Origin of the sequence: Pseudoalteromonas sp. Bsw20308 (genome assembly GCF_000310105.2) — a bacterium.
GTDB classification, from domain to species: Bacteria; Pseudomonadota; Gammaproteobacteria; order Enterobacterales; family Alteromonadaceae; genus Pseudoalteromonas; species Pseudoalteromonas fuliginea.
Window position 1 is genome coordinate 1,116,681 of sequence record NZ_CP013138.1, and the last position, 20,933, is coordinate 1,137,613.

The 20,933-nt window shown below is 37.8% G+C and carries 13 protein-coding genes; 7 read left to right on the plus strand and 6 right to left on the minus strand.

The features are described 5' to 3' along the window. The first annotated feature begins 205 nt into the window (after positions 1 to 205). The 4 genes from D172_RS04800 (at position 206) to mrcB (ending at position 5,708) form a co-directional block, all read left to right on the plus strand. Entirely contained in the window at positions 206 to 1,429 is a 1,224-nt protein-coding gene (locus D172_RS04800; RefSeq protein ID WP_007376108.1) for a response regulator, read from the plus strand. Between the two features lie 208 nt (positions 1,430 to 1,637). Next, positions 1,638 to 1,976, plus strand: coding sequence for a P-II family nitrogen regulator (locus tag D172_RS04805; RefSeq protein ID WP_004587162.1), 339 nt, complete (start codon positions 1,638 to 1,640; stop codon positions 1,974 to 1,976). A 9-nt stretch (positions 1,977 to 1,985) separates the two neighbouring features. Further along, the gene (locus tag D172_RS04810) at positions 1,986 to 3,215 is read left to right on the plus strand and encodes an ammonium transporter (RefSeq protein ID WP_033015526.1); all 1,230 of its coding nucleotides are present in this window, start codon (positions 1,986 to 1,988) and stop codon (positions 3,213 to 3,215) included. A 150-nt stretch (positions 3,216 to 3,365) separates the two neighbouring features. After that, complete coding sequence (gene mrcB / locus D172_RS04815) at positions 3,366 to 5,708, plus strand: penicillin-binding protein 1B (protein ID WP_058230537.1); 2,343 nt, start codon at positions 3,366 to 3,368, stop codon at positions 5,706 to 5,708. A gap of 66 nt (positions 5,709 to 5,774) precedes the next feature. Here the strand turns inward: mrcB and D172_RS04820 are convergent, their stop codons facing one another. From D172_RS04820 to D172_RS04840, 5 genes are all read right to left on the minus strand, one after another. Next, positions 5,775 to 7,616 carry a methyl-accepting chemotaxis protein gene (locus D172_RS04820; protein WP_033023282.1) on the minus strand — a complete coding sequence of 614 codons (1,842 nt, stop codon included), beginning with the start codon at positions 7,614 to 7,616 and terminating at the stop codon, positions 5,775 to 5,777. Positions 7,617 to 7,795: 179 nt separating this feature from the next. Beyond that, positions 7,796 to 9,076: a glutamate-1-semialdehyde 2,1-aminomutase gene (gene hemL, locus D172_RS04825; RefSeq protein ID WP_007376114.1), complete on the minus strand. Its 1,281-nt coding sequence runs from the start codon at positions 9,074 to 9,076 to the stop codon at positions 7,796 to 7,798. Between the two features lie 33 nt (positions 9,077 to 9,109). Further along, positions 9,110 to 10,126, minus strand: coding sequence for an aspartate carbamoyltransferase (locus D172_RS04830; RefSeq protein ID WP_007376115.1), 1,017 nt, complete (start codon positions 10,124 to 10,126; stop codon positions 9,110 to 9,112). Positions 10,127 to 10,297: 171 nt separating this feature from the next. Further along, positions 10,298 to 10,732 carry a CopD family protein gene (locus D172_RS04835; protein WP_007376116.1) on the minus strand — a complete coding sequence of 145 codons (435 nt, stop codon included), beginning with the start codon at positions 10,730 to 10,732 and terminating at the stop codon, positions 10,298 to 10,300. A gap of 15 nt (positions 10,733 to 10,747) precedes the next feature. After that, positions 10,748 to 12,430: a chloride channel protein gene (locus tag D172_RS04840; protein WP_007376117.1), complete on the minus strand. Its 1,683-nt coding sequence runs from the start codon at positions 12,428 to 12,430 to the stop codon at positions 10,748 to 10,750. A gap of 474 nt (positions 12,431 to 12,904) precedes the next feature. Here D172_RS04840 and D172_RS04845 point away from each other — a divergent pair, with 474 nt between their 5' ends. Beyond that, on the plus strand, positions 12,905 to 19,183 hold the full coding sequence (locus D172_RS04845) for a M4 family metallopeptidase (protein WP_007376118.1): 6,279 nt from the start codon (positions 12,905 to 12,907) through the stop codon (positions 19,181 to 19,183). A gap of 468 nt (positions 19,184 to 19,651) precedes the next feature. Then, positions 19,652 to 19,990, plus strand: a complete 339-nt coding sequence (gene erpA, locus D172_RS04850) for an iron-sulfur cluster insertion protein ErpA (protein WP_007376119.1) — start codon at positions 19,652 to 19,654, stop codon at positions 19,988 to 19,990. Between the two features lie 49 nt (positions 19,991 to 20,039). Here the strand turns inward: erpA and D172_RS04855 are convergent, their stop codons facing one another. After that, positions 20,040 to 20,228 carry a hypothetical protein gene (locus D172_RS04855; protein WP_033014996.1) on the minus strand — a complete coding sequence of 63 codons (189 nt, stop codon included), beginning with the start codon at positions 20,226 to 20,228 and terminating at the stop codon, positions 20,040 to 20,042. A gap of 411 nt (positions 20,229 to 20,639) precedes the next feature. On the opposite strand from D172_RS04855, the gene D172_RS04860 reads away from it, so the two are divergent. Beyond that, positions 20,640 to 20,879 carry a helix-turn-helix domain-containing protein gene (locus tag D172_RS04860; protein WP_007376121.1) on the plus strand — a complete coding sequence of 80 codons (240 nt, stop codon included), beginning with the start codon at positions 20,640 to 20,642 and terminating at the stop codon, positions 20,877 to 20,879. Positions 20,880 to 20,933: the final 54 nt, after the last annotated feature.

Below are 20,933 nucleotides of genomic sequence, written 5' to 3' on the forward strand. Positions count from 1 at the left end.
ACCGATATTTTTGGTTGAATAAGTAATAATGTGCTTTTAGGTTAATTTATAATTTATTTATTTAGCTACTTATAAAAATCCGGTATATTTACGTGCCAGCTTATCATTGACTCTTTTGTATGATTTTATACCGTGAGAATGAAGTGGTGATATTTTGTACTTGCGGCTATACCGCAAAATTAATCAGAAGTTAAGAGAAGGGTCTATGCAAAGAGTATTAGTGGTCGAAGACAGTAAAGTAGTACAGCAGGTTCTACGCCACTTAACTGCACATTATTTAGATGTTACTGTCGATTTCGCTTGGTCTTTAGCTGAATGTGAAGCGAATGTTGAAAAACATAAATACTCACTTGCTCTTGTAGACTTAACGTTGCCTGATGCACCGAACGGGGAAGTTGCAAAATATACCTTATCTAAAAAAATCCCAACCGTTGTACTGACTTCAAAAATTGATGAATATAAACGCCAGCAAATGCTTGAGTTAGGGGTTGTCGATTACGTAATAAAAGATAATCGCGATTCATACCACTACGCGGTGAAGTTGGTAGCACAGCTTCTGCGAAACCAAGGGTGTAAAGCATTAATCGCAGATGATTCTGTATTGAGTCGTTCCTTGATGAAGCAAATGCTCGAAAAGCAATTATTTGATGTAACAGCGGCACACGATGGCCAACAAGCGCTTGATATATTAAAGGCAGACCCTGACATTAAGTTACTGATGACTGACTATGCAATGCCTACAATGGATGGTTTTGAACTAGTTAAAGCGGTGCGAAATTTTAGAGGCCGTGATGATTTAGCGATTATAGGATTATCGGGGGCTGGAAAACATGGTTTATCAGCCCGCTTTATCAAATATGGCGCGAACGATTTTTTAACAAAACCGTTTATGAATGAAGAGTTTCATTGTCGGGTGTTACAAACAATGGAACAGCTTTCGTTAATTGCAGATATCAAAGAGAGTGCTTTTAGAGATCATTTAACGGGTCTTTATAATCGACGTTATTTTTATCAATATGCAGAAAAATTATTAAAAACTAAAAATCAAAATAACACCTTAGCTTTACTCGATATCGATCTTTTCAAAAACATAAACGATACATTAGGACACGAAGGTGGTGATCAAGCGTTAAAGCAAGTAGGAGCACTGATTCGTTCTGCATTTGCTAACTTTACTGTTGCGAGAGTTGGGGGGGAGGAATTTGCCATTATTTTACCTGATATAGGGCTAGCTAGAGGGCGCGAATATCTCGAAGCATTTAGAAAGAAAATGGCAATGTATGATTTTTCTATCAGCGATCGGTCATTCACTATTACTACTAGTATTGGTTTAGCCGAATTTCAAAACACCAGCTTAAGCGATGCAATGCGCGTTGCAGACACTGCTTTATACGAAGCTAAAAATAGAGGACGCAACTGTATTGTATAAATGCATTATTGCTTTTAATTGGTGCAGAATCATCTAATGCACCAATGTAGCTGGCTTGTTAAAAAAACGCACCTAAATGGTGCGTTTTTTTTGTCTTTTTTTTGGGTTTTTTAGTTAAGTTATTGTTTAATAATACTATAAAATAGTGGCACAAAGGTTGGATTGTATTGGCTAACAGGATAACAATAAAGAGTCCGAGGGGGCCGCTATGAAAATGATTAGTGCAATCATAAAACCATTTAAATTAGACGACGTGCGTGAAGCACTCGCTGATTTAGGAATTGAGGGGATGACAGTAGTTGATGTTAAAGGTTTTGGACGTCAACGAGGTCATACAGAATTGTATCGTGGAGCTGAATACCAAGTAGATTTTATTCCTAAGATCAAACTTGAAATTGCAACTCGTACTGAAAATTGTCAACGCGTTGTTGAAGCAATTACTAAAATTGCATCAACAGGTAAAATCGGTGATGGTAAGATTTTTGTGTACGACCTAGATCAAATTGTCCGTATCCGTACAGGCGAACTTGACGAAGAAGCGATTTAAGGGGGAATCATGGAAAATACAATAATAGAACTAAAATTTTCACTCGATACCTTCTATTTTTTAATATCAGGTATATTAGTAATGTGGATGGCAGCAGGTTTTGCCATGTTAGAAGCGGGTTTAGTTCGCTCTAAAAACACAGCTGAAATTTTAACTAAAAATGTCGCGCTATATTCAATTGCATGTACGATGTTTTTATTAGTTGGCTACAACATTATGTATGTAGACAATGCCGAAGGTGGTTTTATTCCTTCAATAGGCGCTTTAATTGGCACACAAGCTGCTGATGCTGACCATTCTTTAGAATCTGACTTTTTCTTCCAAGTAGTATTTGTTGCAACGGCTATGTCGATTGTATCGGGTGCAGTTGCTGAGCGTATGAAGCTATGGGCTTTCCTTGGCTTTGCTGTAGTACTTACTGGCTTTATCTACCCTGTTGAAGGTTACTGGACATGGGGTGGTGGTTTCTTATCTGAAATGGGCTTTGTAGATTTTGCAGGTTCTGCAATTGTACATGGCGCAGGTGCAGCTGCTGCACTAGCTGGTGTATTAATCCTAGGTGCTCGTAAAGGCAAATATGGTAAAAACGGTGAAATATACCCAATTCCAGGTTCAAACTTACCACTTGCTACACTCGGTACATTTATTTTATGGATGGGCTGGTTTGGCTTTAACGGTGGTTCTCAATTACTACTTTCGGATAAAGAAAACGCAACTGCGGTAGGTCAAATATTACTTAATACTAATGCAGCTGCTGCAATGGGTGCTATTGCTGCACTGTTTGTATGTAAGATACTTTGGGGCAAATCAGATTTAACCATGGTATTAAACGGTGCATTAGCAGGTTTAGTTGTAATTACTGCTGACCCACTTTCACCTTCTCCATTAATGGCATGTTTACTAGGTTTACTTGGTGGCTCATTAGTTGTGTTTAGCATTATAGCACTTGATAAAGTTAAGATTGACGATCCAGTTGGTGCTATCTCTGTACACGGTGTGTGTGGTGCATTAGGTATTATGTTAGTACCGCTAACTAATGGTGATGCAAGCTTTGTTAATCAGTTAATTGGTCTAGTGTGTATTCTTGCCTTTGTATTTGTAGCATCATTTATTGTTTGGACTGTGCTTAACAAAACGATGGGTATACGTGTAACAGAAGAAGAAGAGTTAAATGGTATGGATCAACACGATTGTGGTATTGAAGCCTACCCAGAATTTGTTTCTGTTCGAAATAGCTAATAGTTTATTTAAATAATAGTGTGTTTACACAAAGCCCTACTTCGGTAGGGCTTTTTTTGTTTCAGGGGGGGTTAACTTTTCGGATGTTAGGGTATGCCCAATATGCTAAGCTCACACTCGTGAATAACCTTTGGAATAAATTATACTTAAATGGCCGACAATAACAAAACACCTACCAGCAAACCTGCAGCTAAACGTGCAAGAAAATCATCAAGCACAACAAAAAAAAACACCTCAAAGGGGCGTAAAAAAACAGTTAAATCCACTGTTAAACGCTCTTTTATGCGAAAAACATGGTCAGTGTTTTGGAAATTAAGCTTGGCTGTTTTCATTGCTATGGCAATGTATTTAATTTATTTAGATTCAAAAACAACACGTATATTTGAAGGTAATAAATGGCAGTTACCAGCGCAGGTTTATGCTCGTTCAATGGCGTTTTATCCGGGGCAGTTTTTATCAAGTCAGGAAGTAGTGTTTGAGCTAGAGCGTTTAAATTACTCATCAGTTAATAGGCTGAGTCGAACAGGGCAGTTTGTTAAGACTGCAAATAGCATCAAAATTTATCGTCGTGATTTTGAATTTTATGATGGCCTTGAAGAGTCCCATATTATTGAACTTCGTTTTTCAGGGCAAAAAGTGGCTACTATTAAAGATAAGTTTGGTAGGCGTTTAAATAGTGCTCGCTTAGAACCGGTGCAAATAGCCCGCATTGGTAACGATTCTAAACAAGATAGAGAATTTGTGCCATTGGATAAGTTTCCGGCAATGTTAAAAGATACTTTACTCGTTGTTGAAGATCGTAATTTTTATGAACACCATGGTGTATCTGTTTTTTCTATTTTACGTGCACTTTATACTAATATTAGAGCTGGGCGTACAGTGCAAGGAGGTAGCACACTTACCCAGCAGTTAGCTAAAAATATTTACCTAACGCGTGAGCGTTCTTTAATGCGAAAAATAAATGAGGCATTCATTGCACTTATTTTAGATTATCGTTATTCAAAAGATCAGATTCTTGAAGCTTATTTAAATGAAGTCTATTTAGGGCAGTCATACAACCAAGGTGTTCATGGGATGGGGCTTGCCTCTGACTTTTACTTTTCAAAGCCTGTAGACGAGCTTGAGTACGATCAAATTGCTCTGCTGGTGGCAATGGTTAAAGGCCCTTCTTATTACAATCCTCGTCGTTACAAAGAGCGCACAATGGAGCGCCGTGATTTAGTACTTCGCCTTATGGTTGAAAGTAAACTGCTTAGTACAAAAGAATATCGGGCATCACTTAAACGTCCAATTGATATTGCACCAATGAAAGCTAGTTTGCAAAAATCCTATCCGGGCTATTTAGAGTTAGTAAACAGGGAGCTAAATAAATTGTTGCCAGATCAACAAACACTAGATGCAGGTGTTAGGGTGTTTACCTATTTTGATCTACAAAAACAAACAGCAATGGAAGAATCTATTGAAAAGAGCTTACCGTATTTAGAAAAACGCCCAAAAACTGAAAAATTAGAAGCCGCCATGATTTCAGTTAATGTCGAAAAAGGCGGTGTATCGGCACTTGTTGCTGGGCGCGATGTACGTTACTCAGGGTTTAATCGTGTTTTAGATACAAAACGTAATATAGGCTCGCTGGTAAAACCTGCCGTGTATTTAACGGCGCTTCAGTTACCACATTATAATTTATCAACACTGCTTGATGATTCACCGTTGCAAGTAACAAATGAGCAAGGGAAAGTGTGGCAGCCTGAGAACTTTGATCATCAATACCGTGGTGCAATGCCTCTTTACAAAGCATTTAGTAACAGTATTAATATTCCTGCAGTAAATTTAGGGCTTGATGTAGGTGTTGATCAAGTGGCAAAAACATTAAAAGGGTTAGGTGCTACCGGGTCTATAGACGAATACCCGTCTCTGCTTTTAGGAGCTGTTGAAATGTCGAGTCTTGAAGTCGCTCAGCTTTATACAACAATTGCTGCTGATGGCGAATATAAAAAGCTCACTGCAATTTCGGCATTAACTGACTCGGTTGGCAAAGTACTTTATAAGCATAAAGTAAATGCAGAGCCTCGTTTTGATAAATCAGCAATGTATATGACTAAGTACGCAATGAAGCGCGTAACGAAAGACGGCACAGCTAAACGCTTAAATTTACACTTCCCGTCAATTCAACTAGCAGGTAAAACTGGAACCAGTAATGATTTACGTGATAGCTGGTTTGCAGGCTTTGATCAAAATACAGTGACTGTTGCGTGGCTTGGTCGAGACGACAACAAAAGTACGGGGTTAACAGGCAGTGTGGGAGCGCTTGAAGCCTATATACGTTACCTAAAGCCACTTAACCCACAAGCAATAGCTGATACTCGTCCGCCATCAATACGCTGGGCATTTGTAAATGAGCAAACGGGTAAGCAAGCGCCACCAGGATGTGGCAAGGTGATTCAGCTACCGCTTAGAGCGAGTGAGTTTGAGCCAAGACCACAATGCATTCGTTAATCTAAGACTACCTTAAACAACAAAGCCGCTTATTTAGCGGCTTTGTTGTGAATTAAAGTCAATTAATTATGATTTAAAAAAGCTCATAGACTTAGTTAGGTCATTAGATAAACGACTTAACTGCTGGGCATCCTGAAGTGTTGATTGTGCCGAGATCAAGGTTTGATCCGCTAAGTTACTGACCGCTTGCGAGTCATTTAATGCTTGTGTTGTAGCATTTGATTGCTGTTTAACTCGTTCTGCAATAACTTCGCCCTGATGTTTAATATCACCCATGCTTTGTTCTGCACTTTGCAATACTTCATTGGTTTGGTTGGCTGCTTTTACTGATTGTTCCATCTTCTCAACACTTGAACGCATTTTCTGTTGTGTGTCGTCAGAAGCTTGTTGCAATGAGCTAATAATTTGATGAATTTCTTGGGTTTGTGTTTGTGTACGCTGCGCTAAGGTTCTTACTTCATCAGCTACAACAGCAAATCCTCGACCATGTTCACCAGCTCTAGCAGCTTCAATAGCGGCATTAAGGGCTAATAAATTAGTTTGATCGGCGATTTCACTGATCCCTTTACTTACTTTGCTAATTTCTTGGCTATCTTGCGCTAATCTGTCGAGTGCTTGCTGGCTTTCTGCAAATTCAATTTGCAAGTCTTGCATATATTTAGCCAGCTCCATTGTATTGTCTGAGCCTTGTTTTACATGTGAAGCGGCATCTTGAGCTGTCAGTGTAGCTTGGTGAGCTGACTCTTCAACAGTATGTGCAGTTTGTGCCATATCACTTAAAGCATTATGGATAGCATTTACACGTGTTTGTTGTTTAGTAACATCGTCACTTGTTTGGCTACTTGCATGCGATAGTGATTTTGTGGCATCACACAGTTCTACCGTACTTGCCTTTACATCTGACAATAAATGCGAGAATGCATTTAACAAAGCATTATATCTCGAAGCAATAATACTCATTTCATCACTACCAGTTGAGTGAAGAATTGCTTTTAAATCCCCATTAGCAGCTTTATTTGCGGCTTCAGCGAAGCGGTTTATAGTATCAACCACAGCAAAGTAGAAGCCGACCATTAAATAAAAGGCAAAAATTAAGCTACAAACTGAAGCAGCTAATACAATGTTACGTGTCCATTGTTGCGTTTTCAGTTTATTTTCAACTAAAGATTCTAGAGTTGGAATACTCTTATTTATCAATGTACTGATGCTGTTATTAACATCATTTGTTAGCTGTTCAAATTTACTTTTACTTAGTTCTATATCATCTGGCTCAAGTAACTTTTTGTCTATCGCATTTTTGAATGCATACACAGTTTCTTGTAGTTGCTGTAGAGCAGGGGTAAGTATTTTACTAACTGATTTGTCTGCTGCAGTTGCTACGGTTAAAGTTTTTTCTAATTGCTTTTCATACAGAGGCAATGACTTACTAAGATTGGAGAGAGCAATAAATGTATCGGGTGTAAATCGGTTACTGGTTAGTACTGTATTTGCGCTTTCGGTCGTTAAATTTATTTGCATTATAAGTGCAGGGATCGGGGTGACTAATGCGCGATTTACATAAGCACTGGCAAGTTGGCTATCAAGTGCTAAATTAGACTCAATTGAAACAAGTTCTAGCACATCATCAGCTTGACCATCTTTTATTGTGAAGCCTAGTTCGCGAGCAACTTTTATATTTTTACTGCTTGTTCCAAGCATTTGATTATTAAGTATGGCTTGATAACCTTTTAAGCCTTGCTGCTGCATTTTAGATACGTTAATGCTATCACTTAATAGCGACACTAGAAAAAACAAACTAATAGCAAGAGGAACTAACAATATACCAAATGTAAGGCTAATTTTTGTTTTGTACTTTAAATTAGCCATTAGCCTGGTGGCAGGTGCTGTGAATTGTCGTAATCCTGACATAAGACTCTCTTGTATTATTGAATAGGGAATTAATGCTAACTAGACCTTGTTAAGGTTAATTATCATTCATTTAAATTACTTTACAAATAAAAAAAGCCCTTTTGGGCTTTTTTTAATCATTTATATTAATTATACGTATTAAAAACAGGCGTTTAATTAATACAAAAGTAATTTTTAAGTTACAGTTTGGCAAATGAGCGTTCGGCAGCTGCGATGGTCTCTTTTACTTCCTGAACAGAGTGTGCAGCACATACAAAACCGGCCTCAAACGCAGATGGTGCTAAGTAAACACCTTCTTCAAGCATAAGGTGGAAAAAACGTTTAAAACGCTCTAAGTCACATTCAGTTGCTTGTTTGTAGGTTGTTACTTTTTCCGCATAGGTAAAAAAGAATCCATACATCCCGCCTGCGTAATTAGTCGTTAACGCAATACCTGCTTTTTTAGCGCCAGCTTCAAATCCTTCACAAATTGCTTTTGAAATTGCTTCTAGCTTATCGTGCAGGCCTGGCTCACTTAATAGCTCCAGTGATTTTAAACCAGCAGCCATTGCAATAGGGTTACCAGAAAGAGTGCCCGCTTGATATACAGGGCCAACAGGTGCAATGTAATCCATTATTTCTGTTTTACCACCAAACGCGCCAACGGGCATGCCGCCGCCAATTACTTTACCTAAACACGTAAGATCTGGTTTAATGTTGTAATAAGCTTGTGCGCCGCCAAGTGCCACTCGAAAACCCGTCATTACTTCATCAAAAATAAGTACTGATTTATATTCGTCACACACATCGCGTAAACCTTCTAAAAAGCCTGGCACAGGTGGTATGCAGTTCATGTTACCGGCTACTGGCTCTACAATAATACAAGCAATTTCGTCTGCGTATTTTGCAAAAATAGCCTTTACTTCATCTAAGTTATTAAACGATACCGTAAGCGTATGCTTTGCAAAGTCTTCTGGAATACCTGGAGAGTTCGGTACGCCCATTGTTAGTGCACCTGAGCCTGCTTTAACTAATAACGAATCTGCATGGCCGTGGTAACACCCTTCAAACTTTAATATTTTATCGCGACCTGTAAAACCACGTGCCAAACGAATTGCACTCATAGTTGCTTCAGTACCTGAGCTGACCATACGCACTTTTTCGATTGATGGGACTAGCTCTTTTACTTTTTCAGCCATTAAAATTTCGGCTTCAGTTGGCGCGCCATAACTGAGGCCGTTTTCTACTGCTTCGTGAACGGCTTGTTTAATCGCAGGGTGGTTATGCCCCATAATCATTGGCCCCCAAGAGCCAACGTAATCAATGTAACGATTACCATCAGCGTCAAATGTAAACGCACCTTCTGCTTTTGTAATAAATAGCGGCGTACCGCCTACACCATTAAAAGCACGAACTGGCGAATTTACGCCACCTGGAATAGAGGCTTGAGCGCGTTCAAATAAGTCTTGGCTAATTGTCATGAAAAATCCTATAAATTGTCACTTAAAAGGGGCTTAGCTATCGCGTTTGCGGCTAAACCAAGGTACGTCTACTTCATACTTCTCAACTTTGTTTTCTACGCCGAGTGTTAAAGCAAACAGTGCCATACGAATTAATACACCATTTTGTACTTGGCGAAATATAGCTAAATTGTCGTTAGCGTTTAAGTCATTATCGAGCTCGTTGGCTTCAATACGACTGTCACGCGGAAGTGGATGCATAAGAACAGAGTTAGGTTTACAGTGTGCACTGTAAATTGATTGGCTAATTCTAAATCCACCTCGGTATTTATTTGCTTCTTCTTGTGAAGGAAAGCGTTCTTCTTGAATACGTGTTTGATAAACGATGTCGGCCGCTAAATTGCCTTCCATCTTGTCTACCAATTCAATTTTATGACCCGCGTTATCTACTGCGTCTAAGATGTAGTCAGGCATTTGTAAGCCATCGGGAGCAACCATCGAAAATTTTACATTTTTATAATGGCACAATAGTTTTGAAAGCGAGTGTACGGTGCGACCATATTTTAAATCGCCCACTAAGGCTATATGCATACCATCAATGTTTTGATCAAAACGGCTGAGTTCACGTTCAATAGTGAGTAAGTCAAGTAAGGCTTGAGTGGGGTGCTCATTTGGGCCATCGCCACCATTAATTACTGGTACGCTACAACCCGTAGCAAACTCACTGACCGAGCCAGAATCTGGGTGACGCATAGCGACAGCATCAGCATAAGCTGAAATAACACGTGCGGTATCGTAAAGTGATTCCCCTTTTGCAAGGGCTGAGCTTTGCATACCGGTTGTTTCACGAACTAAACCACCGAGTAAGTTAAAGGCTGTACCAAAGCTTACACGTGTTCGTGTGCTTGGCTCAAAAAACAAGTTAGCTAAAATAGCACCTTCAAGTACGTTGGTACGTTTTTGTTTTTTAGCATAAGGCTCCATTTTTTTAGCAACTGCAAAAATGCGTTCAATACAGTCCCTGTCTAGTTGACTAACAGACAGTATATTTTCACCTTGGAAACTTAACATGGGGTTATTCCTAGTTTTTCAAAAGGGCGCGATAATCCAAAAAATGGGGCACGCAATCGCGCGTATTAAAACAAAATTAAAATGTGACTTAACCTGAACTCTGGTTGGGCTGCTCACTAATACATTGAGAAATAATGATATTTAAATTTATTCATCTCTAGCCAGAGGTTTTCACAAGCTAGGCTTTATTACTGCTAATGCCACAATTATGAGTAGCGCAATAACAGGTAGCTCGTTAAAAATTCGGTAAAAACGATCCGTTTTAGTGTTTCGGTCATGCTTAAAGTCGCTCAATAATTTAAAACAGTAGCCGTGGTATATATACAAAATAATAACGAGTACAAGTTTGTAATGTAGCCACATGCTGTATCTAAACCAATCACGACCATACTCAACAATGGTTAGTACTCCAAATACAGCCGTTAAAACAGCAAATGGGGTGACAAAATAAAGTAGTCTGCGCTCCATAACTTTAAGCATAGAGTTACACGACTTTTCTTCGCTCATGGCGTGATATACAAATAATCGAGGTAAGTAAAAAATACCGGCAAACCACGCAATCATAAAAAATATGTGGAGTGTTTTATAAATCAATAATGCGCTCATAATAATCCTTATTGTTTAAAGTAAGCTGTTACGAATGGTCAAAATATGATGAATTTGGTCCCAACGTAAAAGCCCCATAATTTGTTGATTATCTAAAAGGTTGTAAACGTACAGTGCGCCACTTCTTTTGTCTTTTAACATATCGAATGCATCGGCTAGTGTTGCTTGGCTACTAATGCCCTGCAGGCTAATGTAGTTTAAATTGATGGCCTGATCAGACATTAGACTTAAATCGTATTCAGCAAGCCTGTAGCCATTCTCCTCATCAAATACAATAAGTGGTGTTTGGCTATCCATAGCATCAAGGGTATTTTTTATTTGCTCTTTATCATCTGAATATAGCAATTTGAAATTTTCGTCCATGTCATCCATTATCCCTACTTTTTGTAGCGCTTCTGTGGCTGGAGATACATGATAGGGAAGTCCCTGAAAATCTAATTGCTGTAAAAATATGGAGCGATTTCCAAAAAATTGTAATGCAGTTACATAGGCTGTCGTTATAACAAGCATGGCAGGCACAATAATCTCAGGCGATGATGTTAGCTCCATAACGGTTGTTAAAGCAGCTAATGGGGCATGCAACGTTGCAGCCATTAATCCCGCCATTCCTAAAACCCCATAAGTACCTGCTATATCAGTTCCAGGACTAATAAATTGTGCGCAAAAGGCCATAAGAGTACCAATTAATACGCCAAGTCCGATCACTGGGCCAATTAACCCACCAGGAATACCCAAACCAATCGCAAATAAAGTGGCAAGTAATTTGGCAATTAAAATGGTGGTAAGTAATTTTACGTTCTCAGGGGATTCTACCGCAATGGTAATTGCACTCATACCTGACCCCATTGCTTGTGGTACTGCGTATGCAATTAAACTGGCAATACAGCCTGCAATCAATAGGCGAGGGAACATACTCAAAGGCTTAAATGTTTTAATAATTAACATTAAATTTTGATTAAAGCTAAATGCAATTGCACCGAGTGCCATGCCGCACAATATTAAATATGGGTAGTGCCAACCGCTAAGTGGCGCTATTGTAATAAGAGCAAGTTCAGAGCCTTCACCAAAAACAAATTGAGTAGCGAGTGCACCTGTAACCGCAGCAAGCATAATGGGCACAAATATATGTACTTTATATTCCCTAAGTACTACTTCCATTACGAAGATAACAGCTGCCAGTGGGGTATTAAATGAAGCAGCAATCCCAGCTGCAACACCACAACCCGTTAATGTACGCATCGCGTTATGAGGTAAGTGGAGCTTGTCGGCTAAAATGCTTGCACCAGTGGCGCCCATATGAACAGAAGGGCCTTCGCGGCCGACCGAAAAACCACTTATAAGTGCTAATGCACCACCAACAAACTGATTTACCGTATTATAAAGAGGCATTTGTCCGTAATGGCGCTTAATACGGTGAATAACAAAAGGAATGCCTAAACGATAATGTTTAAAGCCAGTAAACGCAGCAAAACACGCAATTAATAGTGCGGCTATTAGCGGCATTAAAACACGTTCAAGTGTTGGTAGGGTAGTAAAGTCGTCAGGTGTTTCTAAAAATAAGCTTTGGAAAAATAAAATAGTTAAACGAAATAAAATAATAAAAAATGCAGCAATCAATCCGGCAACTACGCCTAATAAGCATAATTGTACAGATGTTTTAGGTTTTGCCAGCCGACGCCTGAGTTGCTCAAGCCACATGCATTATTTCCTCGTCATATTTTTCAGCGAGCAGTTTAGCAAATGCTAACCACTAAGTCCTTGTGATTTTGTAAAATTAATAACATAAATAGATTCACATAACTGATAAGGAAGTTGCTACTAAATTAACTTTATTTCCTTCAAAAATTTGCCTGAAAAAATATTTTGACATGTAAATTAACCTGAACTTTGGATAATAAATCTATCTCAAGCGGTTACTTTTAGCGCTGACTGCGTAGAATCTACTCGCAATAAAAGTCTCTGGCTAGGGAAAAAAATTAAAATATCATATAATTCAATTTTTTAGTGTGTCACTTGAACAGTGCTCAGGTTAAATTAGTTTTAATATTTATGGTGGTGTTCGTTGATACTATTCGTAAACTTAAAATGAGTCGTTTTTATTTTTTAAATGGTTTACTTTTGTTAATATAAGGTATTAAAAACTAATTATAATGCGTTAAGCATAGGAAATTTATGTATAAAGGATTAACTGCAGGGATTACTGCGTTATGTGTTTTTAACTCGATGGTAGCCCATAGCGCTGTTGTTGAAAGAATTACACCTGTAAATAAAGTGGAATTGACGGCACTTCTTAATAATTCATCTACAAGCAATTCAAAAAATATAAATCCAGTTTATTTCTCTGAAATATCAAAAAATAACAGTATGTTATCTAAAGGGATTAATGGATCTAAAAAATCTAAAAAGATGCAACAGTATTACGCTGGGGTTCCTATTTGGGGGCAGCAGATTAGTGTACAAAATAAAACAAACCATATCAGTGGTTTTTTTGCCAAGAACATCAGCGATGAACAGCTTAAAAAAACAAAAAATAATCAGTTCAAGCCTGAAGATGCTGCTAAAGCAATATTAGCAAAGTCAAAACTAAATATAGCTTCGCGTTTTGATATCACGAGTAATGATCGTTACATCTACATAAATAATGGTAAAGCGCGCTATGTTCGACTTATAGAATTGTTTGTTAATGATCAGTCATTGGAGAGCCAACCAGCAGCGTTAATTGATGAGTCAGATTATTCTCTAATTAAAGTATGGAATAATATTCAACAAGCGCAAGCTTCAGGACCTGGTGGTAATACGAAGACTGGCCAGTATGAATATGGGACAGATTTCCCTGCGCTAGAAGTTACTCAAAATGGCACAACATGCTTTTTAGAAAACGACAAAGTAAAGACGGTGACAATGGAGTCAGGCCAAGAACCTGTCGATGCATTTTCGTTCCTTTGTGATAGAAATACTCATAAAGAAATAAATGGTGCATATTCTCCTTTGAATGATGCGCACGCGTTTGGTACCGCTGTTTTTGATATGTATGAGCAATGGTATAATACGGCCCCATTAACATTTAAATTGTTAATGCGTGTTCATCAAGATAATGGCTGGGAAAATGCCACTTGGAATGGCTATGCGATGACATTTGGCGATGGGGCAGATCGATTTCACCCTTTAGTGTCATTAGATATTGTTTCTCATGAAGTAAGCCATGGTTTCACAAATCAAAATTCAGACTTGATGTATTTTGATCAGTCGGGTGGTATTAATGAGTCATTTTCTGATATGGCAGGAGAAACCGCTGAGTTTTTTGTTCGAGGCGAGACTGATTGGTTATCTGGCGCAGATATAACGAAACAAGCGACTGCTTTACGTTACTTTGAAACACCTTCTAATGATGGTGTCTCTATTGATCATGCTAATGATTTTTACTACGGAATGGATGTGCACTTTAGTAGTGGCGTATTTAATCGTGCTTTTTTCTTACTAGCGACAAGTGAAGGTTGGGATCCAAAAAAAGCATTTGAAATTATGCTTAAAGCCAATCAAAACTATTGGATTTCTTCATCGGATTATATTGATGCCGCATGTGGTGCAATAAATACAGCAATAGACCTTCGCTACAATGCAGGTGATGTTGTTAATGCATTTAATGCTGTTGGTGTGATCTGTAATAACATTCAGTTCATCGATAGTGATTTAGATGGAATGGATGATAACTGGGAGCGTGTTTACAATTTAGACCCCAGCTCAGCAGGTGATGCAGATCTAGATTTAGATAATGATGGTCTAACTAATTTGGAAGAATACAATGCAAATACTCTTCCTAACAACGAAGATTCCGATGGGGATACGTTAACTGATTTTGCTGAATTAAATGAACACAATACTAATCCTATAAGTTCAGATTCAGATTTAGATACGATGCCTGACAACTGGGAGCTTACATATCAGCTTAATCCGTTAGATGGGAGTGATGGCCAACTAGATTTAGATGGGGATGGAATAAGCAACCTGATTGAATATTTAGCCGGTTCTGACCCATCTGATGCTAGCTCAACACCAGATGTTCCATCCACTACCACGATAAATTTTGATGACGGACTTGTACCAGAAAACTTTATTTCATCTGTACCTATTACTCCTTGGTTAGTAATGCAGGATGTTGAGACCAATAGTTTTGTGTTAACTAATAATGATATAAGCGACTCCCAGCAAACGAGTGTTGAATATTCAGTACTTATTGATAGTGACAAATTTTTAAACTTTAACTACAACATTAATTCAGAAGAAAACTTTGATTTTTTCACTGTTTATATTAACGATGAATTGGTTTTAAATAAATCAGGTGTTTCACTGCAATGGGAAACATTTACTCATGCAATTTCTGCTGGTTTGAATAAGTTAACTTTTGTTTACAGTAAAGATATGTCCGTATCAACTGATTCAGATGCCGTATTTATAGATAATATTTATATTGGCGACGAGTTTTCTGACATTGACGCAGACGGTATCGCTGATTATTGGGAATTGCAACACGGTTTAAATATTAATGACTCAAGTGATGCACTACTCGATAATGATGAAGACGGGCTGTCAAATTTACAGGAATTTGAAAACCAAGGCTTACCTAATAACGCAGATACTGATGCCGATAAAATGCCGGACGGTTGGGAGTTTTACAACGATTTATCTCTAACAGATCCTAGTGATGCGACGAGTGATCACGATGGCGATGGTTTTAGTAATTTAATCGAATTTATAAGTGGTACAAACCCACAAGATATAAGCTCTTTCCCTTTGCATTTAGATATTACGGATTCATTTGAAGGCAGCGAACTACCATCATGGTTAGTGGATAATGAACAGAGTAATTCACCATGGTATATTGATACAACTTTTGCGACTGATGGTGCGCAAAGTATTCGATCAGGAGTATTATCTGATAATGAAATTAGCCAATTTGATGTGACGGGGTTATTTAAGTCGGGTTACTTACTGTTTGATTTTAAAATAGAATCTGAAAGTTGCTGTGATAATTTACATGTGTATGTAAATGAACAACGAATATTTGCATCAGATTCCTCTTTAAAAGAAGGCCCACTGCTGTTAGAGATTGAAGAGGGGGTTCAAAATATTAGTTTCAAATATAGTAAAGACGGCTCTGCTAGTTATGGTCAGGATACTGTATGGATTGATAATTTTGTATATTTACCATTAGATGATATGCGTGATTCAGACGGTGATCTGTTACCCGATGTTTGGGAGGTCAAATATGCTTTAGATCGCCTTGACAGTACTGATGCGCAATTAGATTTAGATAACGATGGTTTAAGTGCTTTGCAAGAGTATGAATTAGGCACAAACCCTAATCTTGGTGATACAGATAACGATGAGCTAAGTGATGGTTACGAAGTAGATAATGGATTATTACCTCTAGATTCAACGGATGCATTACTCGACACCGATAATGATGGTTACTCAAATTACCAAGAGTTTTATGCACAAAGTCGAGCAGATAGTTCACAATCAATTCCTTCGACATTCTCTAATTTAAGTGAAAGTTTTGAAGGTAATTCATTACCAAGTTATTTAACACCCCTTGCGAATAGTCAAAAGGAGTGGAGTGCTTATCAAAATTGGTTTACTGACGGCGCTCAAAGCATTTCAATCATAGACGTAAAACAAGGTGAGCAAGTTGGGTTTGCACTCGCTGGTGTGTTTGAACAAGGTTATTTGAATTTAGATTACTCTTACTCTTACTCTGGCGTCTTTGCAGTTATTGTCAATGGTAATAAGCTCGATTTATTCACTAATGAATCAAGACTTCTAATTCCGATTAATGCCGGTTTCAATATAATTAAAGTCTCATTTATTCCAAACCACGATATACAATTCGCTTTAGCTGTAGACCAATTGCAATGGATTTCTGAAGTTGATCCGACGCTAGACACCGATAATGATGGCATTCCCGATTACTGGGAGTTTGAGCATGGTTTAAATGTACTTGATAGCTATGATGCATCCAATGATAACGATTACGACGGCTTAACTAATTTAATCGAGTTTGAGTTAAATACAAACCCTCAATCAAATGACACAGACAGCGATGGTGTTATTGATAATGAAGATAGTGCCCCAACAGACCCTACTCAGGGTGAGAACCAAGCTCCTACTTTTACAGATTTATCCGCTGTTACGATTGAGGCTGAACGTGAATACACATATTTGCTTGATCTCTATAGACCCGATGTAGTGGACAATGGCTATTTTACGCCAGAGGTTTACATTTCGAATGGAAGCAGGTTTGATGTAGGTGAACACCAAGTTACATGGATTGCGCGTGATAGGGCTGGGAATGAAACTCAAGCTGTGCAAACCGTCTTCATTGTTGACACCGTTGCACCGATTTTTGAAGCAAATAGTACACTTCATTTTTATGGTAATACAATTGATGGAATTAAAAATGAGCTACTAAACGGTTATGTCATTCGTGAGAATGTATCTGGTCTGAGTTCAGTAACAATAGATAATGATTTTGTTTTTCGTACTGGTTTAGTTAACGTTGCTGTTACGGCTGAAGATGGAGCTGGAAATAAAGCATCCGGGGTTGTGAATGTGCAAATATACCCAGAGATCGCGATTCAACCATTTACGCTTTCTGATTCGATTCATAAAATAGTTGTTAAACTTTACATATCAGGCGAAAGCCCCACAGGCTATGCTCGCTTTCAGTTACGAGCAGGTAATAATTATAAATCATTTAGTATAGATGAATCTGGCTCTATTGAAGTTGAACTAGATCCTAGCTTCATTGGTAATTCAACCCTGCTAGAGCTTGAGCCTAATTATAGCGTTTTTGTTACCGACAAAGCTCAAAGCAAAATTTTATTTCATGACGAGTTGATTGAGCCTTATATTTCTTTACTTTATAAACAAAATAATAAAGTAGTAACATCGATAGAGCGAAGTAACTCGCCTACTTCAGTTGTTGTAAAGTTAATGGGGACTACACCTGAATACGCGCAGCTGAACGAAAACACTGGCAGTGACTTAGATTTTTATAGGCTGAGTGATACGAGTTGGGAAATGACTTTTGATTCAAAAAGTATTAGCTCGGATGTATTTGAGTTGTCATTTTCAGCGACGATAAACGATGATGTTGTTGCGACAACTACACAAACAATCCCTGTTATTGATGAAGTAGTATTTAATGATCCACTAATAGATACTGATGGTGATGGTATTCCCGATATAGAAGAGGGTATGAGTGACGCTGACAGAGATGGGATCCCTGATTATTTAGATAATTCATCAATAATGAATATCGGTATTTTAGAATCGGGTAAAGTACTCCATAGCGTCAATGAGTTCAATTCAATTCGTGTTGGCACTATTGCTCGTTTGAGCAACAGTGATGTTATCCATAGTTTGACAATTGATGAGCAACAACTTGAAAATCACTTATCTGATTTAGATATTTTTGAGCCACATTTTCAAGCTAAAAGTGACTTAGTTAATCTAAACGTAGAATTAGCAAATGAAGCCGATTATGTTGAAATTGCTCTACCACAGTTAGATAACGCGTTATTGAGCTCGGATTTACAAGTTAGGTTACTTTCAATCTCAGGTTGGAAAACGGTGCCTAAGTTAACAGGGAATGTTTATCAAGAAATATGCTCGCAATGCACAGCTTTTGAAGTACTTGATGGTGGCGAATTTGATTTAGATGGTCAAAAGAATGGATTTGTGGAATTAGTTGCAAAACTTGCACAAGAAAGTTTGAATCAGGCACCTGTTTTAGCGCTTGAATTACCGGATCAAATGAATGAACTCGAAACGTTTAATTTAGATGCATCAAACACAATTGACCCTGACGGAGATATACTTAGCTACAGTTGGTCTGTTGCAAACGAAGCCGTGACAATTAATACACCGGAACTCGATATAGCGACACTTACGGTAGGTGAATTAACGCAAAGTGTTGATAGTGTAATTACTCTTATTATTGATGATGGCTATGAAGAGTTTACGTATACGCACAATGTTAAGTTTTTACATATCAACCAATTGCCAGAGATTACACTCGCGAGTACATATTCTGTAAATGAAGGTGATAACGTTGTTATTATCGCTGAAGCCACAGACAAAGAGTCTAGCGACTTAAGCTACTCATGGGTGCAAGTTCAGGGAGCTCTTACTCAACTAGACTCGGTAACTACAAATACGCTTAACTTTACAGCACCAGACGTAGCTCAAGATACTACTTTGGTGTTTAAACTTATTGTTTCTGATGGTGAAGATCAAGCTGAACAGCTGGTGGAAGTTAATGTAAAAGCTATCATTACTCCAGCAAAAGCTAATTCAGATAGCGGTAGTGGTGGCGGTTCATTAGCGATGCTACTTATCTTGCTAGGTATGTTTATAGCTTATAAAAGATCATACTATTTCAATAAGTAGCACACAGGCATTAGCATTGAAAATACGGAGTCGATCATAGCAGCTGTTATGATCGACTTTTTAGCAGTATGTTTGATTTTTAGGCTGAGTAGAATACATGTAGTGTGGTTATTTCCATAAATAGGAGATCATGACGCATAAATATCAAATATGTGCAGCCCTTTCTAAGCAGTATTGACTAACAGAAGTTTTAAGTTTTAAGTTTTAAGTTTTAAGTTGTAATTGAATTGTTCGTAAATTGAACTAATTATAATTCGGAAAGGTCAAAATGCTCCTAAAATCCAAATCAATCAGTCTATTAGATCTTTTTAGAGCTCAGTTTTGTATCAATTTTTTTAGCTTGGTTAAAGCTACGCCAAGTTCATAATACATGCGACATTAGATTAGGGTAAAGAGTTGTTTTACTATACTTGATTAAAACACTCGGGTATTAGATAATCACGTCATTACGATATTGAGGGTTTTAAAATGTCAGAAGAATTACCAATTAAGTTCAGCGATGCAGCAGCTGTTCGCGTTAAACAGTTAATCGACGAAGAAGAAAATCCAGAGCTAAAACTGCGTGTTTATGTCACAGGCGGTGGTTGTTCAGGTTTTCAATATGGTTTTACTTTTGATGAAAAAGCAAACCCCGGCGATTTAGAAATAGTAAAAAATGGTGTAACCCTAGTTGTTGATCCTATGAGTATTCAATATTTGGTTGATGGTGAGGTTGATTACACTGAAGGATTAGAAGGCGCACGCTTTTTTGTATCTAATCCAAATGCAACAACAACCTGTGGTTGTGGTGCAAGCTTTAGCGTTTAACAGCCAAACGCTAAATAGATTAAAGCCGCTTTTGCGGCTTTTTTAATGCCTATAAATCAGTTGGTGCGTATTCGGTTATTTGCATAATAAATATAAAAAAGCCGAGCACAAACGCAGAAAAAGCTAAAATATACATAAAGCCTTTTTTACCTTGTTTAATTGGAACCCCGTTATTGCGCAAAAAAAGATACCAACCTAAGCACAGTAAAATTGGCAATAAAAATAGTATCCTGAACATGACTCAACCTTTTAAAATTAATAAGACTCAATAATAAACATGTCGCATTAAAATGAAACAAAATCATAAAAAATTCAATTTTTGATGAAAATGGATGGATATTCAGTGTTTATAAACATTCGCTCAAGTTAATTTTGTACCGAACAACGCAATTAATCATTCAACCAAAGTATTAATAGTATATAATGTATCCAAGAATGAGACGGGCAAAATTTCATTCTCAATAAAAACAAACTTATACCACATTTTTAGCGTAGCTTTTAGCTAAGTGGGTAGAAGTAAGTGGCAACAGTGCTTAACTGCAACACCTTGCTATTGAAGTGAAATTAAGTAGCGCTGCTTACTTACCTACAGCTATTGATAGGCTACTGCTTTAATGGGTATGTCAAATCATCGAGTAGGAGATGTAAAATGATGGGCAAAACCGTTTCTTCAGAAGAAAACGCAAAGCTAACAAAGTGGCTTAAGAGTAAGCGCCATGAAAAAGGGCATACAATGCGCAGCCTTGCACAAGTGCTAGGTACACCTCATTCGTTTATCGGTAAAATTGAAAATCAAGAGCGCCGTTTAGATGTTATTGAATTTGTTCGCTATTGTACTGCACTAGACGTTGATCCACATGAAGCATTAAATTTGCTGAAAGTAGATTAATTATGTGATTGTTTAGTTCATTTATGAGTTATATAAATGTTCTAGGCAGTAAAT